The sequence below is a fragment of the Streptomyces sp. NBC_00440 genome (assembly GCF_036014215.1).
Classification (GTDB): Bacteria; Actinomycetota; Actinomycetes; order Streptomycetales; family Streptomycetaceae; genus Streptomyces.
Genome location: NZ_CP107921.1, coordinates 2976779 through 3000738 on the forward strand (window position 1 = coordinate 2976779; position 23960 = coordinate 3000738).

Consider the following 23960-nt stretch of genomic DNA (forward strand, 5'->3'; position numbering starts at 1 on the left):
GGCGCCGGAAAGGCGGTCTACTTCTCCTGCTGCTTGCGCCAGCGAATTCCGGCTTCCAGGAAGCCGTCGATCTCGCCGTCGAGCACCGCCTGCGGGTTTCCGACCTCGTACTCCGTACGCAGGTCCTTGACCATCTGGTACGGGTGCAGGACGTACGAACGCATCTGGTTTCCCCAGGAGTTGCCGCCGTCGCCCTTGAGCGAGTCCATCAGCGCCTGCTCCTCCTGGCGGCGGCGCTCAAGGAGCTTCGCCTGGAGGACGTTCATCGCGCTGGCCTTGTTCTGGATCTGCGAGCGCTCGTTCTGGCAGGAGACGACGATGCCGGTGGGGATGTGTGTCAGCCGGACCGCCGAGTCCGTGGTGTTGACGCCCTGGCCGCCGGGGCCCGATGCACGGTAGACGTCCACGCGCAGCTCGGTCTCGTCGATCTCGATGTGGTCGGTCTTCTCCACCACCGGGAGCACCTCGACACCCGCGAAGGAGGTCTGGCGGCGCCCCTGGTTGTCGAAGGGCGAGATCCGGACCAGCCGGTGGGTGCCCTGCTCGACGGAGAGCGTGCCGTACGCGTACGGCACCTTCACGACGAAGGTGGTCGACTTGATGCCGGCCTCCTCCGCGTACGACGTCTCGTAGACCTCGGTGCCGTAGCCGTGCCGCTCGGACCAGCGGAGGTACATGCGCTGGAGCTGTTCGGCGAAGTCCGCGGCGTCGACGCCGCCGGCCTCCGCGCGGATGTTGACGAGCGCCTCACGGGCGTCGTACTCGCCGGAGAGGAGGGTACGGACCTCCATCTCTTCGAGCGCCTTGCGCACGGCGAGCAGCTCCGACTCGGCCTCGGCGAGGGTGTCGGCGTCGTCCTCGGCCTCGGCGAGCTCGAAGAGCACCCCCAGGTCGTCGATCCGCCCGCGCAGCGTCGCCGTCTTGCGCACCTCGGCCTGCAGGTGCGACAGCTTGCTGGTGATCTTCTGGGCCTCTTCCGGGTCGTCCCACAGGGACGGCGCCGCGGCCTGGTCCTCAAGCACGGCGATATCGGCCCTCAGCTTGTCGAGGTCCAGGACGGCCTCGATCGACCCCATGGTCGAGGAGAGGGACTTCAGCTCTTCGGATACATCGACGACTGCCACGCCACCAGCGTAACGGCTTGGAGCGGGGGCAGTCCCCGGCCCTTCCGATCGGACCGGGGGACGGGGCCCGGTGCGGTGCCGGGCGGGCCGGGCAGGCCCTTACGGTCCGGACGGCGCCGACTGGTGGCTGTCCTGCGGGGCCGGTCCGCCGCCGTCGCCCGACGACGTGGCCAGCCAGCCGCCGACGCCCACCGCGGCGGCGACGACCAGCGCGGCTGCGCCCAGTTTGATACGGCGTCTGCGCACCGCCTCGGCCGTGGAGCGGTGGCGTGCTGAGCCCGGCCTGCTCGGGGAGCGGGGGGCGCGGGCCGTGCCCAGCGGGCCGCCCGCCAGCTCGTCGGGGGCCGGGACGCGCATGCTCGTATGGGTGTCGCGGTTGGAGTCGGCGGAGGAGCCGGGGACGAGCGGGACCGCGCCGCGGCGGCGGGTCTCGGTGGGCGTGGCCGGTTCGTACGAGGTCTCCTCGTACGGCTGCTCCCCCGGCTCCGACTCGTCGGGCTCGTCCACGTCGAGCGGGGGGATGCCCGCGAGGTGCGGGAGCTGTTCGCGCAGCCGCTCGCCGAGCTCCGACGCACGCAGCCGGGACGCGGGGGCCTTCGCCAGGCACTGGACCAGCAGCTGCCAGAGGTCGTCGGGGATGCCGGGGAGCGGCACGACGGTCTCGGTGACATGGCGGCGCAGGACCGCGCCGGGGTGTCCGCCGCCGAAGGGCGTGAAGCCCGCGAGGAGCTCGTAGAGGACCGTCGCCAGGGCGTAGATGTCGACGGACGCGCGCGGCGGCAGGCCCTCGATGATCTCGGGGGCGAGGTAGTCGGGCGTACCGATGATCTTCGACGCCTGCGGGCGGCCCGGTCCGGCCGGGCCCGCGGGCAGCGCCCGGCGCGGGGCGTCGATGAGCTTGGCGACGCCGAAGTCCGTGAGCAGCGCCGGGTGGGAGCCGCCCGGGCCGAGCGGGCCCTGCATGTCCAGCAGGATGTTCTCGGGCTTGACGTCGCGGTGCACGACGCCCGCGGAGTGCGCGGCGGCGAGTCCGTCCGCGATGTCCGCGACGATGGCGACGGCGGCCTCGGGGCTGAGGCGGCGCTCGCGGTCGAGCCGGGTGCGCAGATCGGTGCCGCGGACCAGGTCCATCACAAGGGCGAGGTCGTTGCCGTCCACGACGAGGTCGCGTACGGAGACGACATGCGGGTGGTCGAGGCCGAGCAGCGCGGTGCGCTCCTGTACGAAGCGGCCGACGAGCTCCTGGTCGGCCGCGAGGTCCTCACGCAGCAGCTTGACGGCGACGGGCCCCGAGGGCCCCTCGCCCAGCCACACCGTGCCGGCGCTCCCGCGACCCAGGATCTGGTGCGCGGTGTACCGGCTGCCGATCTTCCGTGCCAAGACTGCTCCCTCAGCGGCTGGCGCTGTGCCGTGCCCGGGGGTGCGTCCCTGGACAGGCGCCGGGTTCCGGGCGGTCCCCGGCTCCCAAAATACGCGGGCATCGGGGTGTTCAGTGCCCCGGATGGCAGGAACCCTCACTTCTGCGGGGGTAATTCATTGCGCAGAAGTCGACATGTATACAGACCGGCTACCGGGGCTGGGACTGGAACTCGGGACGGGGGCCGGGGCATGGCGCGCTGTCCGCCCCGGCCGGCCCGCGCGGGCCGTCAGTTTCCGGTTCCGCCGGATCCGCCCGACCCGCTGGATCCGCCCAGGCCCTGCACGAAGTCCTTGACCGAGTTGAAGCCGTCGGAGATCTCCGAGATGAAGCTCTTGGAGGTACCGATCCACTCCTGCAGCGGGGTCAGCTCCCAGATCAGCCAGGAACCCACGAAGAGGATCACGACCATGACGAGGCAGCCCTTGAGGCAGCCGAGGCCGGGGATCTTCACCGGGTTGGCGCTGCGCCGCCTCGGCTCCCGGGGCTCGCGCGGGGCGGGCGCCTGGGGTTGCTGCGGGGGCGCGTACTGCTGCTGCGGGCGCTGCTGGGGCTGGCGCTGCGGGGCGTACTGCTGGGGCTGTTGGGGCTGCTGCTGCGGCGCGTACTGCTGCGGCTGCTGCTGCGGGTACTGCTGCTGCGGGTACTGCTGCGGCGGGTACTGCCGCTGCTGCTGGGGCCGCTGCGGCCGGTGGCGCAGGGGGTCCTGCTCCGGGGCCAGATACTGCACCTGGGTCTGCTCGTTGCGGTCGCGGGCCGCGCTGAGCTGGTTCTGCCAGGGGTGCGGCTGCTCGGGCTGGTCCGGTGCCCGGCCGGGCACGGGCGGCAGCACGGCGGTCGGGTCCGCGGCGCCGGGGCCGGGGCGGCCGTCCGGACCCGGAGCGCCCGTGCTCGGCAGCACGCTGGTGCGCGCCGCGGGGTCGTAGGCCCCCGCGTTGTTCGGCAGGACCTGGGTGGGGTCGGCGGCTCCGGGCGTCCCGGGGACCTCGGCGGGCTCGGGGTCCGGTGCCAGCAGCGCGGCCACCCCGAGAGCGGCTGCGACCTGCGCGGGCGTGGCGTGCACGCCGATCCCCTCGGCTGCGGTCCGCAGCCCGCGGGCCAGGTTCTCGGCGCTGGGGCGGCGGCCCGGGTCCTTGCTGAGGCAACGCTCTATGACCGTCCAGAGCGCTTCGGGGACGGTGGTGGGCCTGCGCGGGTCCTCGCTGAGGTGCCGCTGGAGGACTTCCAGGGCCGTGCCGCCCGCGAACGGGGGCCGCCCGGTGACCAGTTCGTACAGCAGGATGCCCGCGCCGTAGATGTCGACCGCGGAGGTCTGCGGGCGGCCCTCGGCGGACTCCGGTGCGACATAGGCGGGCGTGCCGACGAACTCGTGGGTACGGGTCAGGCCCGGCGAGTCCGCGAGGCGGGCGATGCCGAAGTCGGTGAGCATCGGGTGCATCTGGCCGTCGGCGTCGTGCTTGACCAGTACGTTCGCCGGCTTCAGGTCGCGGTGGACGACGCCGTCCGCATGGCTGGCGGCGAGTGCGTCGGCGATCTGGGCGGTGAGCAGCGCGGCGGCGACCGGGCTGAACGGGCCGTTGTCCCGGAGGTAGTGGTGCAGGTCCGGGCCGTCGATCAGGTCCATGACGAGCGCGAGAAGATCGCCCTCGACGACGAGGTCCCGGGTCCGCACGATGTTGGGGTGGGTCAGCCGCAGCAGGACGGAGCGCTCCCGCAGGAACCGCATCACCACGTCCGGGTCTTCGGCGAGCTCCTCCTTGAGGACCTTGATCGCCACGGTCTCGCCGGGCTGACCGGCGACGGCCGCCTCGGCGCCCGCGGTCTCCCGCCCCCGAGGGGCTCCGACGGGCTCCGCGCCAGGGGGTGCCCCCACGCTGGCACGCCAGACGGTGCCCGTGGCGCCGCGTCCCAGCGGCTCCTCGAGCAGGTACTTGCTGCCTACGGGCCGCACGTCATGCGCTCCCTGTGATCGTCGTCCCTTGCCTGGTCCACCGGCCCCCCGCCCGGATGTCCGCCCCACTCTAGTGCCGCCCGCGGGGGCACTGGCCGACGATCTTCCGGAGCGGCTTTCCCTGTGTGCGGCCGATGTGACGGCCGGTGTCCGGGATCGGATTCCGGAGCCGGTTCCAGCCGGCCGCCGGCCGTGTTCCGGCCAGGCGCCAGTCGTGTTCCAGCTGTGTTCCAGCCGTGTTCGAAAGGAAGACGCGAAGACTGTCCCCTTGGTTGCCCCGGGACGCCCGGCGGCACCTCCTGGCAGGTCAGGTGCGATCCCAACCAGGCACTTTTACGTCCAGAGCCGACCATTCAAGATCACTTAGCGGTGACCCCCGGGCGTGTTGTCAGTGGCAGATGCGAGGATGCCTCCAGCACGGAGTTATGGGGTCGGGAGTCCTGTGAAGCCGTGCCGACCTGCCGGGTGGGGGAGATCACAGGGCGGCTCCTGCCAGGCACCCTCCGCAGAAGGGACCGCTGACGGCTATGCAGATCCGGCTGACCGTCCTCGCGCCGCGCAGCGGCCGCTCCGCGTCCGAGGCGCGCACCTGCGACGTGCTCGTCACCGCCCCCGCCGGGGCCGCGCTGGCCACGGTCGCGTCCGGCCTCGCCACGGCGGCCGCCGGTCCGGAGGGCACAGGGTCCGGGAGCGTGGTGCTGTACGCGGGCGGGCACCGCCTCGACCTGCAACGCTCCGCGCTGGGTGAGCCCCCGCTGGTGGACGGAGCGGTGCTCTCGCTCCAGGTCCCCGCCGAGGAGGACGACCGGGGCGACGGATCGGCCACCCAGCTCCATGTGGTCGCCGGGCCGGACGCGGGCGGTGTCCATCTGCTGCACGGCGGCCGGATCCGTGTCGGCCGCTCCGCCGACGCGGACGTCCCACTGGACGACCCGGACGTCTCACGGATGCACTGCACGGTGACGGTGGAGCAGGACGGCCGGGTGACCGTCGCCGATCTCGGCTCGACGAACGGCACGACGCTGGACGGTTCGGGGGTCGGCGACGCCCCGGTCCGTATGACACCGGGTTCCCTGCTCCGGGTCGGCGAGTCGGCGCTGCGGATCACCACGGCGACCGGCGGAGTGCTTGCGGCTGTCCCGGACGGCGAGGGCCATCTGCGGGTCGCCCGCGAGGACACGGGCCCGGACGGCGCTCAGGGTTCCGGGTCCGGCGCCGCTTCCCGTTCCAGCACCGGTTCCGGCGTCCCCGGTGGTACGCAGGCGGGTGCCGCGGCGGGTCCGGGCTCCGGTGGATCCGGTCACGGGGCGGGCGAGCCCCGCTACGCCTCCGTGCCCGCTCAGGCCACCGGGGCCACCGGCGCCCGCCCGGCCGGCGCCGTTCCCGGAGCGCGCCAGGCCCCAGCCGTCCCCGCCGAGGCCCGGATACCCGAGCAGGGCGGCTCCCCTGACGCCGGACCGGGCGGCGGACCGAGCGGCGGACCGAGCTCGCGGCGCGTCAGCGCGGTCGGGGCGCAGCAGCCGCACGACCCCTACAGCAATCTGTACGACGAGGCGGCGGCGGCCTACGCCCAGGACCCCGGGTTCACCTCCCGGGGCCGCCAGGGCACTCCCCCGCGCGGCACCAAACTCCGGTCAGACCGGGGTGCGGAGACCCACGAGCGGACACCGGACGGCTTCGGTAGCGGCCGCACCCGCGGCGCCGCACCCGCCGACGGCAGCGGCGGCGCCGCGGATGACACCGGCACACGGGGCAACGGCGCTCGCTACAGCACCGATGCCGCCTCCGACACGGACGACAGCGCCCGCAGACGCGGCGGTATAGGGGCCTGGGCGAGGCGGCTCGCGGGCAGCCGGCCCGACGCCCTACGCGACAGTCCGGCGGAGCGGTCCGCCGATCCGTCCGACCCGCCACCGGACCCGGCCGCCGGAATCCCCGGCGCGGACACCTGGCCCGACCCGGCCGCGCTGCTGCTCACCGCGCTGGGACCGGGGCCCCGGCTCTGGGAGCGCACCCCCGACCACCGGGAGGCGCTCGTCATCCGGCTCGGCACCGCCGACCGGACCGGGCCCGGCGGGGTCGGCGTGGTGCCCGCGGTGCCGGTGACGGTCTCGCTGCGCGAGGCCGGTTCGCTCGGGCTCGCGGGTCCCCGTGAGCGGCTGGCCGGGCTGGCCCGTTCGGCGGTCGCCCAGCTCGCCGCGCTGCATCCGCCCACCGATCTGGAGATCGTGCTGGTCAGCACGGACCGGGCCCGCCCGCTGGAGGCCCGCAGATCCGACTGGGGCTGGCTCGGCTGGCTGCCACATGTGCGGCCCGCCCACGGCCAGGACTGCCGGCTCCTGCTGGCGTACGACAGGGACCAGGCGGCCGCCCGCACCGCCGAGCTGGTGCGCCGGCTGGACGACAGTCCGCTCGGCACCGGCTGGGCCTCGGCCGATCCGGCGGCGGTCTCGGCGGCGGCCGGGCGGTACGACGGCCCCTGCACCCTGCTGATCGTGGACGGCGACCCCGGCTCGGCCGCCCTGCGCGAGACCACCGCACGGCTGGCGTCGGCAGGTTCCGCCTGCGGCGTCCATGTCCTCTGTCTCGCCGAGACGGCGGCGGCCTCCCCCGCCTCTCCGCTCGAAACGACCTACGAGGCGGCCTGCGCAGCCTCGCTCGCCTTCCGTGAGTGCGGCGCCGCCGCCCTGCTGAGCGGCGATGTGGCCACCTCGCTGCGGCTGCTGCGCACCGCGCGCGGGATCCATCCGGCGGCCGGCGGGCAGTCCGCGAGCCGCGGCACGTTCGCCGTGGTCGACGCGGTGTCGTCGGCCTGGGCCGAGCGGTTCGGCCGGGCGCTCGCACCACTGCGGGCCGACGTGTCGGCGGCCGGCACCCCCGCCCGGCAGGCCGCGGCGCTGCCCGCGTCGTCCCGGCTGCTCGACGAGCTGGGGCTCGCCCGTGCCACCCCCGCTTCGCTGATGGCCCGCTGGGCGGCGGCGGCCGAGACGACCGCCGTGCTCGGCGCGGGCCCCCGCGGCCCGGTCACCATGGACCTGGCGACCGAGGGTCCGCATCTGCTGGTCGAGGGCCCGGCGGGCAGCGGCCGTACGGAGCTGCTGCGCGCAGCGGCGGCCTCGCTGGCGGCGGCCGCCCGGCCGGACCGGCTCGGGCTGATCCTCGTCGACGGCGCGGGCGGTGAGCGCGGCGAGGGCCTGCGGGCCTGCACGGAGCTGCCGCACACCTCGACCTATCTGATGGCGTCCGACCCGGTCCGGATGCGGGAGTTCGCGCAGGCGCTCGGCGGCGAGCTGAAGCGCCGGGCCGAGCTGCTGGGCGCCGGGAGCTTCGCCGAGTGGCACCGGACCCGAGAGGTGGCGGAGCGGCTGGTCGGCCGGCGGCAGCCGGGGCAGGCCGAGCAGAGCGGCGACATCGAGTCGCCGACCAGCGGCACCCTGCGGCTGCGCCCGGCCGGAGCGCGTACGGACCCGATGCCGGGACCCACCCCGCTCCCCCGGCTGGTGGTGATCGTCGACGACTTCGACGCACTGGTCGCACCGGCGCTCGGCAGCCCCGGACGCCCCACCGCGGGCTCGGTCGTCCGGGCGCTGGATGCGGTGGCCAGGGACGGTGAGCGGCTCGGCGTCCATCTGATAGCCGCTTCGGCCCGGCCGGACCGTACGGCCGACACCGAGCTGGCCAGGGTCAGCAGGCTGCGGGTGGTGCTCGACGCCCCGCCGGCCTCCCCGGCGCCGGACGCCCCGGCACCGGGCCGGGGCAGGCTGGGCCGCCCCGACGGCGGGGTGACACCGTTCCAGGGCGGCAGGGTGACCGGCCGCATTCCGCGTACGGCGACGCTGCGCCCCACCGTCGTACCCCTGGAGTGGGAGCGGATGGGCGACCCGCCCGACCGCCGCCCCGTCCGCGAACTCGGCAACGGGCCAACGGACTTGGCCCTGCTGGCCAGCGCCCTGGAACGGGCCGCCAGGTCCGTCGACGCGATGTCCATACCCTCCCTGAATGCCTGACGTAACGTCACAGGCCCATCACAATCGAATAGTTGGACCAAGGCCCGGTATTGCGGCGCTGGAGTCACCCGGCGTAGGACTGTGCTCACGGGACAACGGCGTCGCCGATGTCATGGGCGCGCCGACCGCACGCGCATGGGAGAGGTCGGGGCAAATGCGCACAACAGGCACAGCTCTACGTTCACGCAGGACCGTTCTGGCGGTGGTGGCCGCGGGCTCGCTGGTCCTGGCCGCGGGATGCGGCAGCGGTAGCGACAACAAGAAGGACAGCGGGAGCGGCAAGCCCGCGGGGAAGAGCAGTGCGTCCGGGGTCGAGCTTCCCAAGCTGAGCGGTACGAAGCTCGAAGTGGCCGCGGTCTGGACCGGCCCCGAGCAGGCGAACTTCGTCAAGGTGCTGAAGGAGTTCGAGAAGCGGACCGGAGCGTCGGTCACCTTCGTGCCCGCGCAGGACCCGATCGTCAATTTCCTCGGTACGAAGATCGCCGGCGGCGCCCCGCCGGACGTGGCGATGATGCCGCAGGTGGGCGCGATCACCCAGGCGGTGGCCAAGAAGTGGGCCAAGCCGGTTGGCCCGGCCGCGCAGGCGCAGTTGGACAAGAACTACTCGCAGGTCTGGAAGGACCTCGGCACGGTCGGCGGCAAGCAGTACGGCGTGTACTTCAAGGCCGCCAACAAGTCCCTGGTCTGGTACAACACCAAGGCGATGCAGAACGCGGGGGCGACCGTACCCAAGACCTGGCCGGCGTTCCTCAAGACCGCGGAGACCGTGTCGGCTTCGGGTGTCACCCCGGTCTCGGTCGGCGGCGCGGACGGCTGGACCCTGACCGACTGGTTCGAGAACGTCTATCTCTCCCAGGCGGGCCCGGACAAGTACGACCAGCTGGCCCAGCACAAGATCAAGTGGACGGATCCGTCGGTCAAGGCCGCACTGACCACGCTCGCGCAGCTCTTCGGCAAGCCGTCGCTCATCTCGGGCGGTGCGGACGGTGCGCTCCAGACCGAGTTCCCGACGTCGGTCACCCAGACCTTCACCGGTGGTGACCAGCCCAAGGGCGCGATGGTCTTCGAGGGTGACTTCGCGCAGACCAACATCGCGCAGACCAAGGCGAAGGTGGGCACCGACGCGAAGGTCTTCCCGTTCCCCGCGGTGGGCGCCAAGGCGCCGGTGGTGACCGGCGGCGACGCCGCGGTGATCCTCAAGGACTCCAAGGGCGCGCAGGCGCTGCTGACCTGGCTGGCCTCCACGGACGCGGCGAAGATCGCCGCGGGGTCGGGCGGCTTCGTCTCGCCCAACAAGGGCCTGGACCTGTCGGCCTACCCCAATGACGTGCAGCGCACCATCGCCAAGGCACTGGTCGCGGCGGGCGACGACATCCGCTTCGACATGTCGGACCAGGCACCGCAGTCCTTCGGCGGCACACCGGGCAAGGGCGAGTGGAAGGACCTCCAGGACTTCCTGAAGAACCCGAAGGACATCGCGGGGACCCAGCAGAAGCTGGAGTCCGACGCGGCCAAGGCGTACAAGAACTGACGCCGCGATGACCTCCGCTGTCGCGGGGGACGTCCTCAACGGGGCGCCCCCCGCCGGAAAGCCGCACAAGAGCGTGACAGGCACACGTAAAGTCCTGGCGGCCGCCTTCCTGCTGCCCGCCCTGGTGCTGCTCGGCGCGCTCGTGGTCTACCCGATCGGGTACTCGGTCTACCGGTCCTTCTTCGACCAGGCAGGCTCCAGCTTCATCGGTATCGACAACTACAAGACCCTCTTCACCGACGACGCGATCCGCACCGCGATCAAGAACACCGCGATCTGGGTCGTGGTCGCCCCGACCGTCGCCACCGTGCTCGGTCTGATCTTCGCCGTACTCACCGAACGGGTGCGCTGGGGAACGGCGTTCAAGCTGGTCGTCTTCATGCCGATGGCCATCTCGATGCTCGCGGCCGGCATCATCTTCCGGCTGGTGTACGAGCAGGATCCGGGGCGCGGGGTGGCCAACGCCGTCTGGGTGGGCGTGCACGACACGTTCGCCGAGTCGGCGGGGTACCCGGGGGCGCACCCGCTGCCGGTGGCCCCGCTCAAGTCCGGCGGCGGTGGCTCGTTCCTCACCAGGCAGCCGGTGCACGCGGGCACCCCGGTCCGGCTGCCGCTCGTCGGCGTACTGCCCACGAAGATGCCGTCGTCGGCGAAGCCCGCCAGAACCCCGAAGGCCGCGGCCGGTTCGGTGACCGGCACGGCCTGGCTGGACTTCACCCTGGGCGGCGGCGGCAAACCGAACGTCATCGACCCCAAGGAGCTGGGGCTCAAGGGCGTCACGGTCGAGGCGGTCAAGGGCGGCACGGTGGTGGCGAGCGCCAAGGCGGCGTCCGACGGTACGTTCACGCTGCCCGCGAAGGCGGACGGGGCGCTGCTCCGGCTCCCCGACTCGAACTTCCGCGAGCCGTACAACGGCGTCAACTGGCTGGGTCCGACCCTGGTCACCCCGTCGATCATCGGCAGTTACGTCTGGATGTGGGCCGGCTTCGCCATGGTCCTCATCGCGGCGGGCCTGGCCGGACTCCCGCGTGAACTCCTCGAACAGGCCCGGGTGGACGGGGCCAGTGAGTGGCAGGTCTTCCGCCGGATCACCATCCCGCTGCTCGCTCCGGTCCTCGCGGTGGTGCTGGTCACGCTGATGATCAACGTCCTGAAGATCTTCGACCTGGTCTTCATCGTGGCGCCCGGCTCCTCGCAGGACGACGCGAACGTCCTGGCGCTCCAGCTCTACCGCTCGTCGTTCGGTACGGACGCGGATCTGGGCACCGGCAGCGCCATCGCCGTACTGCTGCTGCTCCTGGTCGTCCCGATCATGCTCGTCAACATCCGCAGGATGCGGAAGGAGGGGCGCCGATGACCACCGAAGCCCAGGTGCCCGCGCCACGGGCCCCCGACGACCGGCTGCCCGCGGTCCCGGCGGCGAAGCCGAAGGAGCCGCTGGCCTCCCGGATCGCGGCCCGCGCGGGCGGCAGCGTGATGCGGGTCTTCCTCGTCCTGGTCGGCCTGTTCTGGCTGATGCCGACGATCGGGCTGCTGCTCTCCTCGCTGCGCGGCTCGTCCGACATCGCGGCGTCCGGCTGGTGGAAGGTCTTCACCGCGCCCTCGCAGCTGACCTTCGACAACTACTCCAAGATCCTCGACAACAAGGTCATCACCGACTCCCTGCTCAGCACGGTCATGATCACCGTCCCGGCGACCCTCCTGGTGGTGGTCATCGGCTCGCTGGCCGCGTACGCCTTCGCGTGGATGGACTTCCCCGGCCGCGACTGGTGGTTCCTGGTCGTGGTCGGCCTGCTGGTCGTGCCGGTCCAGGTGGCCCTGATCCCGGTCTCGAAACTCTTCGGCGAGATCGGGCTCTTCGAGACCACGGCGGGGGTGGTCCTCTTCCATGTGGCGTTCGGGCTGCCGTTCGCGGTCTTCCTGCTGCGCAACTTCTTCGCGGAGATCCCGAGGGAACTCCTGGAGGCCGCGCGGCTGGACGGGGCCGGGGAGCTCCGGCTGTTCACCCGGGTCGTGCTGCCGCTCGGCGGTCCGGCCATCGCCTCGCTGGGGATCTTCCAGTTCCTCTGGGTGTGGAACGACATGCTGGTCGCCCTGATCTTCGCGGACTCCAAGCACCCGCCGATCACGGTCGCGCTCCAGGAGCAGGTCAGGCAGTTCGGCAACAACATCGACGTGCTGGCACCCGGCGCCTTCATCTCGATGGTGATCCCGCTGGCGGTGTTCTTCGCGTTCCAGCGGCAGTTCGTCAGCGGCGTCATGGCGGGCGCGGTGAAGTAGGCCACCGTCGAGGTGGGACGTTGCCAGTCGGGTAAGCAGAGCAGCCGGGTAAGCAGAGCAGCCGGGCAGCAGCGGAGTCAGGCAGCAGACGGGCGGGCCCGTTCCCGGATGTACGGGGGCGGCCCCGCCCGTCTGCTGCGTACCGGGGCGGGGCGGGGCGGCGTTACGTACCGGCCCGGGGGCCGGCGTGTGCCCGAAAGGGTGGTTCGGGCGGCCGGGATGTGCTCCGGCGCAACCGCGTCATGGCGCCTTCGTTAAGCCCGACATGGCCTTTTGATCACGATGTGCCATCCCCCCCCCACGTGAGAGAGCCCCCATGCACAGGCACGAATTCCTGCAGCGGCTGCACGCGGTGCTGAAGCCGCGCACCTATCTGGAGATCGGGACCAACGACGGGCGGAGCCTCGCCCTCTCCCGCGTCCCCAGCATCGCGGTCGACCCGGCCCCGAAGATCCGGACGCGGCTGCACTGCGACCTCCAGCTGATCACGGCCACCAGCGACACCTTCTTCGCCGGCCGGCACCCGATGGGTCATCTGATGAGCTGTCGCAATCCGCTGCGCAACATGCGCAAGGGCCGTCCGCTGCTCGGCGCGTACACCGGCGCCAACCAGGTCGACCTGGCGTTCATCGACGGGATGCATCTCTTCGAGTACGCGCTGCGCGACTTCATCAACACCGAGCGGTTCACCGGCTGGTCGAGCGTGGTGGTCCTGGACGACATGCTGCCGCGCAACAACGCGGAGGCCGTCCGCGACCGGGTCGCGCCGTCCGGCCCCTGGACCGGGGACGTCTACAAGTTCATCCCGGTGGTGGCCAAGCACCGGCCGGATCTGATCACCGTCCAGGTCGACACCCAGCCGACCGGTGTCTTCCTGGTGTTCGGCATGGACCGCTCGAACACCACCCTCAAGGACGGGTACGACGGGATCATCCAGGAGTGGCTGACGCCGGACCCGCAGAAGGTCCCGGAGGCGCTGCTCGAACGGGTGGAGGCCGTCGAGCCCGAGGCCCTGCTCGGCTCCCGGATCTGGCCGGCACTGGCCCGCAGGCGGGGCCGGACCGCCGGCCTGCGGACGGTACGCCAGGAGCTGGCGGCCCTGCGCGGCTACTGAACCGCACCGCGGCGGCCACACCGTACGAGCCGCGGCGGCCGCACCGTACGAAGGGGCGCGGAGGATGACCTCCGCGCCCCTTCGTGCGCTTCGCGCCCGACACCACGTCGCTAGCGCGTCGCAGCCCTCCGCCGCACCTTGCGCACCACGCGCCCCAGCGCACTGCGCCGGAGCGTCCGCATCAGCCGGGCCCGCCGGTGCGCCAGGCTCTCGCGCGGGCGCCGGACCGTCAGCGCGCCGGAGGCCCCGGAAGCGACGAGCACCAGCGGCAACGGCGTGCGCTCCGCGTCCTCGCCGCCGACGCTGACCGCCATCTCCCAGGTACCTGCGGGCAGTTCCCCGGCCGGCCGCTCGGCGCACAGAACCGTTCCCGCGCGCCCCTTGGACGTGGTCAGCGTCGCCGCCACCCGTACGGTGTCGCCCGAGCCCTTCCGGTCCGTGAGGTGGAGCTCGGCGGGTACTGCGTCGGCGGCCTCGGTGTGCAGCGGCAGCAGCGTTTCGAGGAGCAGCGGTTCGTCCATCACCCGGACCTCCCGCACGCCGAGCTTCCGGTACTCCCTGCGGAGGCTGCCGGTCGTCGCGCCGACGTCGAGCGAGAGGTTGCCGTGCGCCGTCCAGTACGGCACGACGACCTGGGCGGGCTCGCCCACCACGGCCGGCTCCCGCCCGGCCGTGACCGCCTCGGTCCGTACCGAGCCGAGCCTGACGTTCTTGTTCCAGCCGCTCTGGTGGACACGGACCAGGACGTCCCAGACACCGGCGCCCAGCGGTGCGCCGCCGGCCGCCGTGCCGGGGGTGACCGCCGCCGTCCCCCGCAGCACCAGCCGGAACTCGCCGGCCCGCGGGCCGTCCACCCGCTCCCTGGTGAACTCGACGGGCTGGTAGAACTCGGCGGCGCTCGACCGCTCCCGTACCACCAGTTCGGCCTTGGCCCGGTCGGCGGCCGCCAGGGGCTTCACCCCGAGCTGTGCGAGCGCCTCGGGGCTGTCCAGCCCCTCGGGCAGGCCGATCAGCTCGTCGCCGCCCTCCCTGACGTAGTGGACCGGCTCGTCCCCCGCCTTGAGTCCTGCGGTGAACGCCAGCTTCAGCGTGCCGTCCTCCCAGGCGAGCCCGGTGAGTTCGGCGTGCGCGGCGATGCCGCTCTCCCAGCGGGCGAAGTGCTCGACGTCCTGGTAGCGGTCGGCCCTGATGAGCGCGCCGACGAGCTGCTGGGTGGGCAGCAGGGACGCGCCGACCCCCGGGCCGAACCGCTCCACGGCGAGCTTGTGCATCTCCTGGAACATGTCCTGCCGGTAGCCGTCGTCGGGCGTGGCCAGCAGCCGGGCGCCGCGCATCCGCTCGATCATCTCGTTGCGGAACCAGCGGCGGTGCAACTTGTCGCGCAGCGGCCCCGGTTCGGTGTACTTCTCCACGACGTCGAGCGCCTCGCCGAGGTTGTGGAAGTAGCCCACCGGCTCGATGCGCCGGAAGCCCGCGTTCGATGCGTCGTCCCGCTTGACGTGGTAATAGCAGACGTAGTCGCTGACCACGGCGACGCTCTTCGCCCGCAGATACGCCTCCGTGACGAAGACGTGGTCCTCCAGGCGGCGGCGCCCTTCGAGGAAGCGCAGCCCCGTCTCGTCCAGGAAGGACCTGCGGAACATCTTGTGCGGGGTGAGGCTGTCGATCAGCGGGGCGTTCCTGACCGTGGCGCGTGGCCGGTTGACGCGGAAGAGTTCGCGCGGCACGGGCCGCCCCTTGCCGGCCATCTTGCCCACGACGACGTCGGCGCCGTGCTTGACGCCGTAGTCGTACATCCGCTCCAGCGCTTCGTCGCCCAGCCAGTCGTCGTTGTCGACGAACATCACGAACTCGCCCTGTGCGGCGTCGATCCCGACGTTGCGCGGCTTGCCCGACCAGCCGGAGTTCTCCTGGTGGACGACGTGTACCAGCGGGTGTGCCTCGGCGAGCCGGTCCAGCCGCTCGCCGGTGCCGTCCGTGGAACCGTCGTCCACGAAGATCGCTTCGTATGCGTCGTCAGGCAGCGACTGTCTCAGCAGCGATGCGATGCAGTCCTCGATGTAGGGCCCCGGGTTGTAGACCGGAATGATCACGCTGACTTTGACCGTCATGCTGTGCACTCGTTTCCCACTGCTCTGCGCCGGCGATCTCTCGTTGCGGGTGCACAGTACTATCGCCGGGAACATCCGGCCCGCCGGGTGGCCCTGTCGTGTACAGGGCCGATCCGCCTCGTTTCACCGTTGCTCAGCGGCCGCCCTCACGCCTTGAGCGCCGCCACCGCGGCCGCCGCGAGTCCGTCCAGATAGCCCTTGGGCAGGTCGTCCCTGACCACCGCGAGCCGCCAGTAGAGCGGCCCCACGATCAGTTCGAGCGCCCGCGCGGGGTCGGCGTCGGCAGGGAGCTCGCCACGGGCCACCGCGTCGCGGACCACCGCGGCGGCGACACCCTTCTGGTTGTCGAGCAGCGCCGCCTTGATCGCGTCCGCGATCTCCGGCTGGCGTGCGGCCTCGACCAGCAGATCGGGGATGACCTGGGAAGCGACCGGGTGCCGCAGCGCCGTCGACGCCACGGCGAGCAGGGCGCGCACATCGCCGTACAGCGAGCCGGTCGCGGGTGCGGGCAGGCCCTGCGCCGCGAACGCGGTGACCAGGTCGAGGACCAGATACAGCTTCGACTTCCAGCGGCGGTAGACCGCGGTCTTGCCGACGCCGGCCCGGCGGGCGATGGCCTCGATGGACATCCGCGCGTACCCGACGGACGCCAGCTCCGCGAAGACGGCGGCACGGATCGCCTCCGTCACGTCCTCGCGGAGCACGGCGGCCCCGGCGGGGGCCCGGCGGGGCGTACGGGGCTCAGTCGTACGGGGATCAGGGGATGCCATGGGGAGAAGTTTACCTATTCGTCGCGACGAGACGGTTGCGTTTCGACGTCGATCCGTCCTAACCTCGGCGTTACGACGATACGGATCCGTTGCGACGTATGTCGGGGGCGCGCTCATAGCCGCCCTTCCCTGTGAATCCCGTGAATCCCGTCGAACTCCGTCGAAAGCGAATGCTGTGATCCCCACGACAGCCCGGAACGCGCCCGCCACGGAGGCGGCGATTCCGAGGGTCTCCCCGCAGCCCCCGCAGGATCTGGCCGCGCTGGCCGCCGAGCACGGCCTGACCATCAGCGGTGCCCGCCCCCCGCTGTTCACGTACATCCGCAGGACCTGGGGGCGCCGGCACTTCATCACCGCCTTCGCCACCGCCCGGCTGACCGCGCAGTACAGCCAGGCGAAGCTGGGGCAGGTCTGGCAGATCATGACGCCGCTGCTGAACGCGGCCGTCTACTACTTCATCTTCGGCGTCCTGCTCGGCACCAGCCACGGCGTCCCCGACTTCATCCCGTTCCTGGTGACCGGCGTCTTCATCTGGACGTTCACCAGCAACTCGATCCAGACGGGCACCCGCGCCATCAGCGGCAGCCTGGGCCTGGTGCGGGCCCTGCACTTCCCGCGGGCCTCGCTCCCGATCGCGTACGCCGTCCAGCAGCTCCAGCAGCTGCTGTTCTCGATGGGCGCGCTGGTCGTCATCCTGGTCTGCTTCGGCGAGTACCCGAAGATCAGCTGGCTGCTCGCGATCCCCGCACTGGCCCTCCAGGCGCTGTTCAACACCGGGATCTCGATGGTCATGGCCAGGCTCGCGGCCAAGACCCCGGACGTCTCACAGCTGATGCCGTTCATCCTGCGCACCTGGATGTACGTCTCGGGTGTGATGTGGAGCATCAAGAAGGTGCTGGCGCACGACAACCTGCCGCACCTCGTCCTGCTGGGGCTCCAGTCCAACCCGGCCGCGGTCTACATCGGCCTGATGCGTTACGCGCTCATCGACAGCTACCACGCCAACCAGCTCCCGCCGCACGTCTGGGCGCTGGCCATCGGCTGGGCGGTCGTGGCAGGCGTGGGCGGCTTCATCTACTTCTGGAAGGCAGAGGAGCAGTACGGACGTGGCTGAGAACCCGGTGAACACCCTGAACCCGACCCCGACGGACACCTTGACGCCGACCATGACGCCCTTCACCGTGCCCCAGGCCCAGGCCCAGGCCCCGGCACCGGTGGTCCTCGGTGCCCCCACCGTCATCGCCGACGACCTCCACATCGTCTACAAGATCCAGGGCACCGGATCCGGCAAGGGCAGCGCGACCTCCGCCCTCAACCGGATCGTCTCCCGCAAACCCCGGCCCGGCACCCGCGAGGTGCACGCCGTCCGGGGGGTGACCTTCGTCGCGCACAAGGGCGAGGCCATCGGCCTGATCGGCTCCAACGGGTCCGGCAAGTCGACCCTGCTGAAGGCCGTCGCCGGGCTGCTGCCCGCCGCGTCGGGCCGGGTCTACACCCAGGGCCAGCCGTCGCTGCTCGGCGTCAACGCCGCCCTGATGAGCGATCTGACCGGCGAGCGCAATGTGATCCTCGGCGGTCTGGCCATGGGGATGACCCGCGAAGAGGTCCGCGACCGCTACGAGGAGATCGTGGACTTCTCCGGCATCAACGAGAAGGGCGACTTCATCTCGCTGCCGATGCGGACGTACTCCTCGGGCATGGGCGCACGGCTGCGCTTCTCCATCGCCGCGGCCAAGAGCCACGACGTGCTGATGATCGACGAGGCGCTCTCCACCGGCGACGCGAAGTTCCAGCGCCGCAGCCAGGACCGGATCGCCGAACTGCGCGAATCGGCGGGCACCGTCTTCCTGGTCAGCCACAGCAACAAGTCGATCCTGGAGACCTGCGAGCGAGCCATCTGGCTGGAGTCGGGGACGATGAGGATGGACGGCCCTGCGGAGGAAGTCGTCGCCGCCTACGAGGAGTTCACCTCCAAGAAGTAACACCTGCGGGCACCCGGGCCCCAGCCCATTGCGCTCGGCCGCCCCGCCGGGTCGGCCCACCCATGCCCGTCGTACTCAGCCGCCCCGCCGGGTGCTGCTCCGGAGCCGGAGCAGCACCCGGTCCGGTCGTTCCCCGCCCGCCGGCATCGCGGCCGCACCCGGCCGGCAGCCCGCGGGCAGACCGTTCCCGGTGATCAGCCGGTACAGCACGGGCGCGGGCCCCGGCAGCATCAGCAGCTCCCCGGCAGCAGACCACGGCCCGGCGCCGCAATCGCCATCGCGATCCGCTACCGCTACGGGGAGACGCAGCGGCCCCGGCCCGCCTGTACTGACAACAGACGGGCCGGGGCCAGGGCCGCGACGGGGGCACACGCACGGCGCGTGCCCCCTGGGTTACGCGGGCGGGCACGCACACGGCGTGCCCGCCGAGAGCCACGCGGGCACGCACGCGGCGGGCCCCCGCATCATGCTCCGACGCCTCAGGCGCCTCAGCGCCTCAGACGTGCGTCCGCAGGAGCGAGCGCATCGTCCGCATCGCGACCGACAGGTTCGCCAGGTCGAAGGCGTCCGAGGACTGGATCTCGTCGAGCGTGGTGCGCGCACGGCCCAGGATCGACGCGTTCTTCTCCTCCCAGGCCTCGAAGCGCTCCTCCGGCTTCGATGCGCCGTTCCCCGCCGAGAGCACGTCGAGGGTGAGCCCGGCGTGCGCCGCGTACAGGTCCGCACGGATGGAGGCGCGGGCCATGGACTGCCAGCGGTCGGCCCGCGGCAGCTCGATGATCCGGTCCATCAGCTGGGAGATCGCCAGCCGGTCGCCGAGGTCGTAGTACACCTCGGCGACGGCCATCGGGTCCTTGTGCGTACGGTCGGCGATCGCCACGATGTCCAGCGCGGGGAAGGCCCCCGAGAACCCGGCCACCCGGCCGGCCAGTTCCTCCGGCACGCCCGCGGCGGTCAGCTCGTCCAGGATGCCCCGGTACCACTCCAGGTCGTCGCCCTTGAGCAGGTTCGGCAGCTCGCCCCAGACCTTCGACACACCCTCGGTGAAGAAGGTGATGGTCTCGCTCAGGTCGAGCGGCTGCGGACGGTTGCCGAGCAGCCAGCGCGCACCACGCTCCACGAGCCGGCGCGAGTGCAGCCTGATACGGGTCTGGACATCGGCCGCGACCTTGTTGTCCAGCTCCTCGACGGCGTCCCACACCTCGGCCAGGCCGAAGATCTCACGGGCCGCGGCCTGCGCCCGTACGATCTCCTCGATCGAGGCGCCCGTCTCCTCCCGGAGCCGGTGCAGGAAGGTCGAACCACCGGTGTTCACCGTGTCGTTGACCAGGACCGTCGTGATGATCTCGCGACGCAGGGCGTGCCCCGCGATCGCTTCGGGGTAGCGCTCACGCAGCGGCTTGGGGAAGTACGCGTGCACCAGCTTCTGCAGGTACGGGTCGTCCGGCAGATCGGTGGTGATCAGCTCCTGAGCGGCGGTGATCTTGGTGTACGCGAGGAGCACGGCCAGCTCGGGCTGGCTCAGCCCCTTGCCCGCGTTGAGCAGTTCACGGACCTGGCGGTCGGTCGGCAGGAACTCCAGCGCCCGGTTCAGATGTCCGTCGCGGACCAGCCTGCGCATGAAGCGCTGGTGGGCGTGGAGGAGCGACGGCGCCTGGGACTCGGCGTTGGCGAGTGCGGTGTTCTGCGCGTAGTTGTTGCGCAGGACCAGGGCGCCGACCTCGTCGGTCATCGACGCGAGGATCTTGTTGCGCTGCTTGACGGTCAGATCGCCCTCGGTGACCATCCCGTTGAGCAGGATCTTGATGTTCACCTCGTGGTCGGAGGTGTCCACGCCCGCGCTGTTGTCGATCGCGTCGGTGTTGATCTTGCCGCCCGTGCCGTCGCCGCCCGACCTGGCGTACTCGATACGACCGAGCTGGGTCAGACCCAGGTTGCCGCCCTCGCCGACGACCTTGGCGCGCAGGTCCTCGCCGTTGACCCGGATGGCGTCGTTGGCCTTGTCGCCGACGTCCGCGTTGGACTCGGCGGAGGACTTCACGTACGTCCCGATGCCGCCGTTCCACACCAGGTCGACCGGGGCCTTGAGGATCGCCCTCATCAGGTCGGCCGGGGTCATCTTGGCCACGCCCGACTCGATGCCGAGCGCCTCACGGACATGTGCGTTGAGCGGGATCGACTTGGCGCTGCGCGGGTGGATGCCGCCGCCGGGCGAGAGCAGGGCGGTGTTGTACTCGGCCCACGAGGAGCGCGGCATCTCGAACAGCCTGCGCCGCTCGGCGTAGGACGTCGCCGCGTCCGGGGTCGGGTCGATGAAGATGTGCCGGTGGTCGAAGGCGGCGACCAGGCGGATGTGCTCGGAGAGCAGCATGCCGTTGCCGAAGACGTCGCCGGACATGTCGCCGACGCCGACCGTGGTGAAGTCCTCGGTCTGGGTGTCGTGGCCGAGCTCCCGGAAGTGCCGTTCGACGGACTCCCAGGCGCCGCGGGCCGTGATGCCCATGCCCTTGTGGTCGTAGCCGGCGGAGCCGCCGGACGCGAAGGCGTCCCCGAGCCAGAAGTCGTACGACTCGGCGACCGCGTTGGCGATGTCGGAGAAGGTCGCGGTGCCCTTGTCGGCGGCGACGACGAGGTAGGTGTCGTCCTCGTCGTGGCGTACGACACCGGTGGGCGGCACGACCTCGCCTGCCACCAGGTTGTCGGTGATGTCGAGCAGCGCGGAGATGAAGGTCTTGTACGCCGCGATGCCCTCGGCCATCCAGGCGTCCCGGTCCACGGACGGGTCGGGCAGCTGCTTGGCGACGAAGCCGCCCTTGGCGCCGACCGGCACGATCACCGTGTTCTTGACCATCTGCGCCTTGACCAGGCCGAGCACCTCCGTACGGAAGTCCTCACGCCGGTCGGACCAGCGCAGCCCGCCTCGGGCGACCTTCCCGAACCGCAGGTGCACGCCCTCGACGCGCGGCGAGTACACCCAGATCTCGTACGCCGGGCGCGGCGCGGGCAGGTCGGGGATGGCCTGCGGGTCGAACTTCATGGAGACGTACGGGTGGTACGTGCCCTGCTCGGTGCCCCGGCCCTTGCGGTCGCCGCTCTCGTCGGCGCTCTGGAAGAAGTTGGTCCTGAGCGTCGCCTTGATGACGGTGAGGAAGGAGCGCAGGATGCGGTCCTCGTCCAGGCTCGCCACCTGGTCGAGCGCACCGTCGAGCTCTTCGAGCAGCCCGTCGGTCAGCTCGGTGCCGGCCCGCTGGCGGCCCGGCGACATCCGGGCCTCGAAGAGCGAGACGAGCAGCCGGGTGGTGTGGACGTTGTTGCGGAGGGTGTCCTCCATGTAGTCCTGGCTGAAGGTCGATCCGGCCTGGCGCAGGTACTTGGCGTACGCGCGCAGCACCATCGCCTGCCGCCAGGTCAGCCCGGCGCCGAGCACCAGGGCGTTGAAACCGTCGTTCTCCGCCTCGCCCGTCCAGGAAGCGGCGAACGCGTCCTGGACGCGCTCCCTCGCGTCGTCGGCGAGGTGGTCGCCGCCCACGCCCTCGATCTGCGGGATCCGCAGCCCGAAGTCGTAGATCCAGGCATGTGTACGGTCGGCGCAGCGCAGCTCGTACGGGCGCTCGTCGGTGACTTCCACACCCAGCTTCTGGAGCACCGGGAGCACCGCGGAGAGGGAGACCTGCGAGCCGATCCGGTAGATCTTGAAGCGGCGCTCGCCGGGAGCCGCGCCCACCGGCTCGTACAGCGAGAGCGCGAAGTCCTTCTCGCCCGGCTGGAGGTGTTCGAGGTGGCCGAGGTCGGCGACGGCGGCACGCGGCGAGTGGTCCGCCTTGTAGCCCTCGGGGAAGGACTGGCCGTAGCGGCGCAGCAGTTCGGCGGCGCGCTCCTCACCGCACTCGGCGGTCAGGGCCTCGCTGAACCCGTCGGCCCAGGAACGGGCGGCCTCGACGAGCCTGGCCTCGATCCGGTCCGCGTCGGCGTCGGTGAGCTCGGTCAGCTCGGTGCCCGCGGGGACCCGCACGACGAAGTGCAGCCGGGAGAGGATGGACTCGGTGTTGCGTGCGGTGAAGTCGACGCTGGTGCCGCCGAGTTCCTCCTTGAGGATGTCGATGAGGCGCAGCCGCACCCCGGTCGTGTACCGGTCGCGCGGCAGGTAGATGAGCGCCGAGTAGTAGCGCCCGTACTCGTCCTGGCGCAGGTAGAGCCGGAGCCTGCGCCGCTCCTGGAGGTAGAGCACGCTGGTGACGATGGAGCGCAGCTGGTCGACGGGCGTCTGGAACAGCTCGTCGCGCGGGTACGTCTCCAGGATCTGCATCAGGTCGCGGCCGTCGTGGCTGTTGGGCGTGAAGCCCGCGCCTTCGAGGACCTCGGCGACCTTGCGGCGGATGACGGGGACCCGGCGTACGGACTCGGTGTACGCGGCGGAGGAGAACAGCCCGAGGAAGCGCCGCTCGCCGATGACGTTGCCCTCGGCGTCGAACTTCTTCACGCCGACGTAGTCGAGGTAGCTGGGGCGGTGCACCGTCGAGCGGCTGTTGGCCTTGGTGAGCACGAGGATCTTGTGCTCACGGGCCTTGGCGCGGGCGTCGGCGGGCAGCCTGCCGAACGACGGCGAGACCGGGTGTTCCTCGTCGACGCTGTGGTGCGGGTCGGAGCGGAGGATACCGAGCCCGGTGCCGGGCACCGCGGTCAGTGAGTCCTCGTCCGTCAGCTGATACTCGCGGTAGCCGAGGAAGGTGAAGTGGTCGGCGGCGAGCCAGCGCAGCAGCTCGCGGGACTCCTCGACCTCGCGTACCGGCAGATCGGCCGCGGTCGGCTCGGTGGGCAGCTCCTCGGCGATGCGGACGGCGGCGTCACGCATCTTGTCCCAGTCCTCGACGGTTTCCCGTACGTCGGAGAGGACCCGCAGGAGGTCCGTGCTGATCTGCTTCAGATCGGCGCGCTCGGTCTCGCGGTCGATCTCCACATGGATCCAGGACTCGACCAGGGCGTCGTGGAGGCCCTCGCCGGTCTCGTCCTTGCCGAGCACCTCGATGAGCTTGCCGGTCACGTCACGGCGTACCAGGAGCTGCGGGTGGATCACGACGTGGATGCCGCGGCCCTGGCGGGTCAGCTCGTTGGTGACCGAGTCGACCAGGAACGGCATGTCGTCGGTGACGACCTCGACGACCGTGTGGCTGCAGGTCCAGCCGTTCTCCTCGACGCTCGGGGTGTGCACCCGGACGTTCGCGGTGCCCTGCGGGCGCTTCTCGGCCAGCCGGTAGTGCGAGAGCGCCGCTCCGAACGCGTCCTCGGGGTCGCGGTTCTCGATGTCCTCCGGAGCGGTATGCAGGTAGTAGCGCTCAAGGTACGCAAGGACAGTGTCCCGGTCCGGACTCCCCCCGCTCGTGGACCCACCCGGAAGTTGCCCCCCGGTCGGGCTGTTCTCAGCCACCTGGGCCGCGCGTGCGAGCAGTTCTGCCTTGGGTTCGTCCAGCTTGGTCTGCATGTCCTCTGGCTCCTGTCGCGCGCCGTTGCGTGACGTAGGTGAAAGAAGCGGTGCAACGCCACGACCACGACGCGAGGTATCCGGTCGAAGTCGACGTTATGCCGCATTGAGAGATACCCGCGACGTTATTGGCCATTTTCGAAGGCCGGTCCGGGTGAGGGGTGCCAGCGATGACCCGGACACCGTAGTGCTCC

General features: G+C 71.4%; 14 protein-coding genes. 7 read left to right on the forward strand and 7 right to left on the reverse strand.

Translation table 11 applies throughout. The features are described from left to right. Nucleotides 1–17: 17 nt before the first annotated feature. From prfB to OHB13_RS13360, 3 genes are all read right to left on the reverse strand, one after another. Nucleotides 18–1124, reverse strand: a complete 1107-nt coding sequence (gene prfB, locus OHB13_RS13350) for a peptide chain release factor 2 (protein ID WP_266856466.1) — start codon at nucleotides 1122–1124, stop codon at nucleotides 18–20. Between the two features lie 99 nt (nucleotides 1125–1223). Continuing rightward, nucleotides 1224–2504, reverse strand: a complete 1281-nt coding sequence (locus OHB13_RS13355; RefSeq protein ID WP_266856464.1) for a serine/threonine-protein kinase — start codon at nucleotides 2502–2504, stop codon at nucleotides 1224–1226. 266 nt (nucleotides 2505–2770) lie between these two features. Beyond that, on the reverse strand, nucleotides 2771–4492 hold the full coding sequence (locus OHB13_RS13360; RefSeq protein ID WP_328377237.1) for a serine/threonine-protein kinase: 1722 nt from the start codon (nucleotides 4490–4492) through the stop codon (nucleotides 2771–2773). Nucleotides 4493–5019: 527 nt separating this feature from the next. Between OHB13_RS13360 and OHB13_RS13365 the strand changes: the two genes are divergently transcribed. The 5 genes from OHB13_RS13365 to OHB13_RS13385 all read left to right on the forward strand — a co-directional run bounded on the left by OHB13_RS13365 (nucleotide 5020) and on the right by OHB13_RS13385 (nucleotide 13424). Then, nucleotides 5020–8499 carry an FtsK/SpoIIIE domain-containing protein gene (locus tag OHB13_RS13365; protein ID WP_328377238.1) on the forward strand — a complete coding sequence of 1160 codons (3480 nt, stop codon included), beginning with the start codon at nucleotides 5020–5022 and terminating at the stop codon, nucleotides 8497–8499. Between the two features lie 154 nt (nucleotides 8500–8653). Beyond that, a complete protein-coding gene (locus tag OHB13_RS13370) occupies nucleotides 8654–10030 on the forward strand; it encodes an ABC transporter substrate-binding protein (RefSeq protein ID WP_266856459.1) in 1377 nt (458 codons plus the stop codon). A 7-nt stretch (nucleotides 10031–10037) separates the two neighbouring features. Beyond that, on the forward strand, nucleotides 10038–11387 hold the full coding sequence (locus OHB13_RS13375) for a carbohydrate ABC transporter permease (RefSeq protein WP_328377239.1): 1350 nt from the start codon (nucleotides 10038–10040) through the stop codon (nucleotides 11385–11387). A gap of 119 nt (nucleotides 11388–11506) precedes the next feature. Beyond that, on the forward strand, nucleotides 11507–12310 hold the full coding sequence (locus tag OHB13_RS13380; protein WP_405755901.1) for a carbohydrate ABC transporter permease: 804 nt from the start codon (nucleotides 11507–11509) through the stop codon (nucleotides 12308–12310). Nucleotides 12311–12626: 316 nt separating this feature from the next. Continuing rightward, nucleotides 12627–13424: a class I SAM-dependent methyltransferase gene (locus OHB13_RS13385; RefSeq protein WP_328377241.1), complete on the forward strand. Its 798-nt coding sequence runs from the start codon at nucleotides 12627–12629 to the stop codon at nucleotides 13422–13424. 110 nt (nucleotides 13425–13534) lie between these two features. Here OHB13_RS13385 and OHB13_RS13390 read toward each other — a convergent pair whose 3' ends face one another. Together OHB13_RS13390 and OHB13_RS13395 are read right to left on the reverse strand one after the other, a co-directional pair. After that, nucleotides 13535–15535, reverse strand: a complete 2001-nt coding sequence (locus OHB13_RS13390) for a glycosyltransferase family 2 protein (RefSeq protein ID WP_328377242.1) — start codon at nucleotides 15533–15535, stop codon at nucleotides 13535–13537. Nucleotides 15536–15681: 146 nt separating this feature from the next. Further along, entirely contained in the window at nucleotides 15682–16305 is a 624-nt protein-coding gene (locus OHB13_RS13395; protein ID WP_328377243.1) for a TetR/AcrR family transcriptional regulator, read from the reverse strand. A 220-nt stretch (nucleotides 16306–16525) separates the two neighbouring features. Between OHB13_RS13395 and OHB13_RS13400 the strand changes: the two genes are divergently transcribed. Further along, nucleotides 16526–17419 carry an ABC transporter permease gene (locus OHB13_RS13400; RefSeq protein ID WP_266861032.1) on the forward strand — a complete coding sequence of 298 codons (894 nt, stop codon included), beginning with the start codon at nucleotides 16526–16528 and terminating at the stop codon, nucleotides 17417–17419. Nucleotides 17420–17471: 52 nt separating this feature from the next. After that, nucleotides 17472–18287 carry an ABC transporter ATP-binding protein gene (locus tag OHB13_RS13405; protein ID WP_328380282.1) on the forward strand — a complete coding sequence of 272 codons (816 nt, stop codon included), beginning with the start codon at nucleotides 17472–17474 and terminating at the stop codon, nucleotides 18285–18287. Between the two features lie 75 nt (nucleotides 18288–18362). Here the strand turns inward: OHB13_RS13405 and OHB13_RS13410 are convergent, their stop codons facing one another. Then, nucleotides 18363–18518: a hypothetical protein gene (locus OHB13_RS13410; protein WP_328377244.1), complete on the reverse strand. Its 156-nt coding sequence runs from the start codon at nucleotides 18516–18518 to the stop codon at nucleotides 18363–18365. A gap of 265 nt (nucleotides 18519–18783) precedes the next feature. Further along, entirely contained in the window at nucleotides 18784–23766 is a 4983-nt protein-coding gene (locus tag OHB13_RS13415; RefSeq protein WP_328377245.1) for an NAD-glutamate dehydrogenase, read from the reverse strand. Nucleotides 23767–23960 lie beyond the last annotated feature (194 nt).

What these genes read in the sequence shown, in the direction of transcription:
- OHB13_RS13380 (WP_405755901.1), top strand. Translation starts at nt 11,507, where the DNA reads ATGCGGGTCTTCCTCGTCCTGGTCGGCCTGTTCTGGCTGATGCCGACG.
- OHB13_RS13375 (WP_328377239.1), top strand. Translation starts at nt 10,038, where the DNA reads ATGACCTCCGCTGTCGCGGGGGACGTCCTCAACGGGGCGCCCCCCGCC.
- OHB13_RS13385 (WP_328377241.1), top strand. Translation starts at nt 12,627, where the DNA reads ATGCACAGGCACGAATTCCTGCAGCGGCTGCACGCGGTGCTGAAGCCG.
- OHB13_RS13415 (WP_328377245.1), bottom strand. Translation starts at nt 23,766, where the DNA reads ATGCAGACCAAGCTGGACGAACCCAAGGCAGAACTGCTCGCACGCGCG.
- OHB13_RS13410 (WP_328377244.1), bottom strand. Translation starts at nt 18,518, where the DNA reads ATGCTGCCGGGGCCCGCGCCCGTGCTGTACCGGCTGATCACCGGGAAC.
- OHB13_RS13395 (WP_328377243.1), bottom strand. Translation starts at nt 16,305, where the DNA reads ATGGCATCCCCTGATCCCCGTACGACTGAGCCCCGTACGCCCCGCCGG.
- OHB13_RS13365 (WP_328377238.1), top strand. Translation starts at nt 5,020, where the DNA reads ATGCAGATCCGGCTGACCGTCCTCGCGCCGCGCAGCGGCCGCTCCGCG.
- OHB13_RS13370 (WP_266856459.1), top strand. Translation starts at nt 8,654, where the DNA reads ATGCGCACAACAGGCACAGCTCTACGTTCACGCAGGACCGTTCTGGCG.
- OHB13_RS13405 (WP_328380282.1), top strand. Translation starts at nt 17,472, where the DNA reads ATGACGCCCTTCACCGTGCCCCAGGCCCAGGCCCAGGCCCCGGCACCG.
- OHB13_RS13390 (WP_328377242.1), bottom strand. Translation starts at nt 15,535, where the DNA reads ATGACGGTCAAAGTCAGCGTGATCATTCCGGTCTACAACCCGGGGCCC.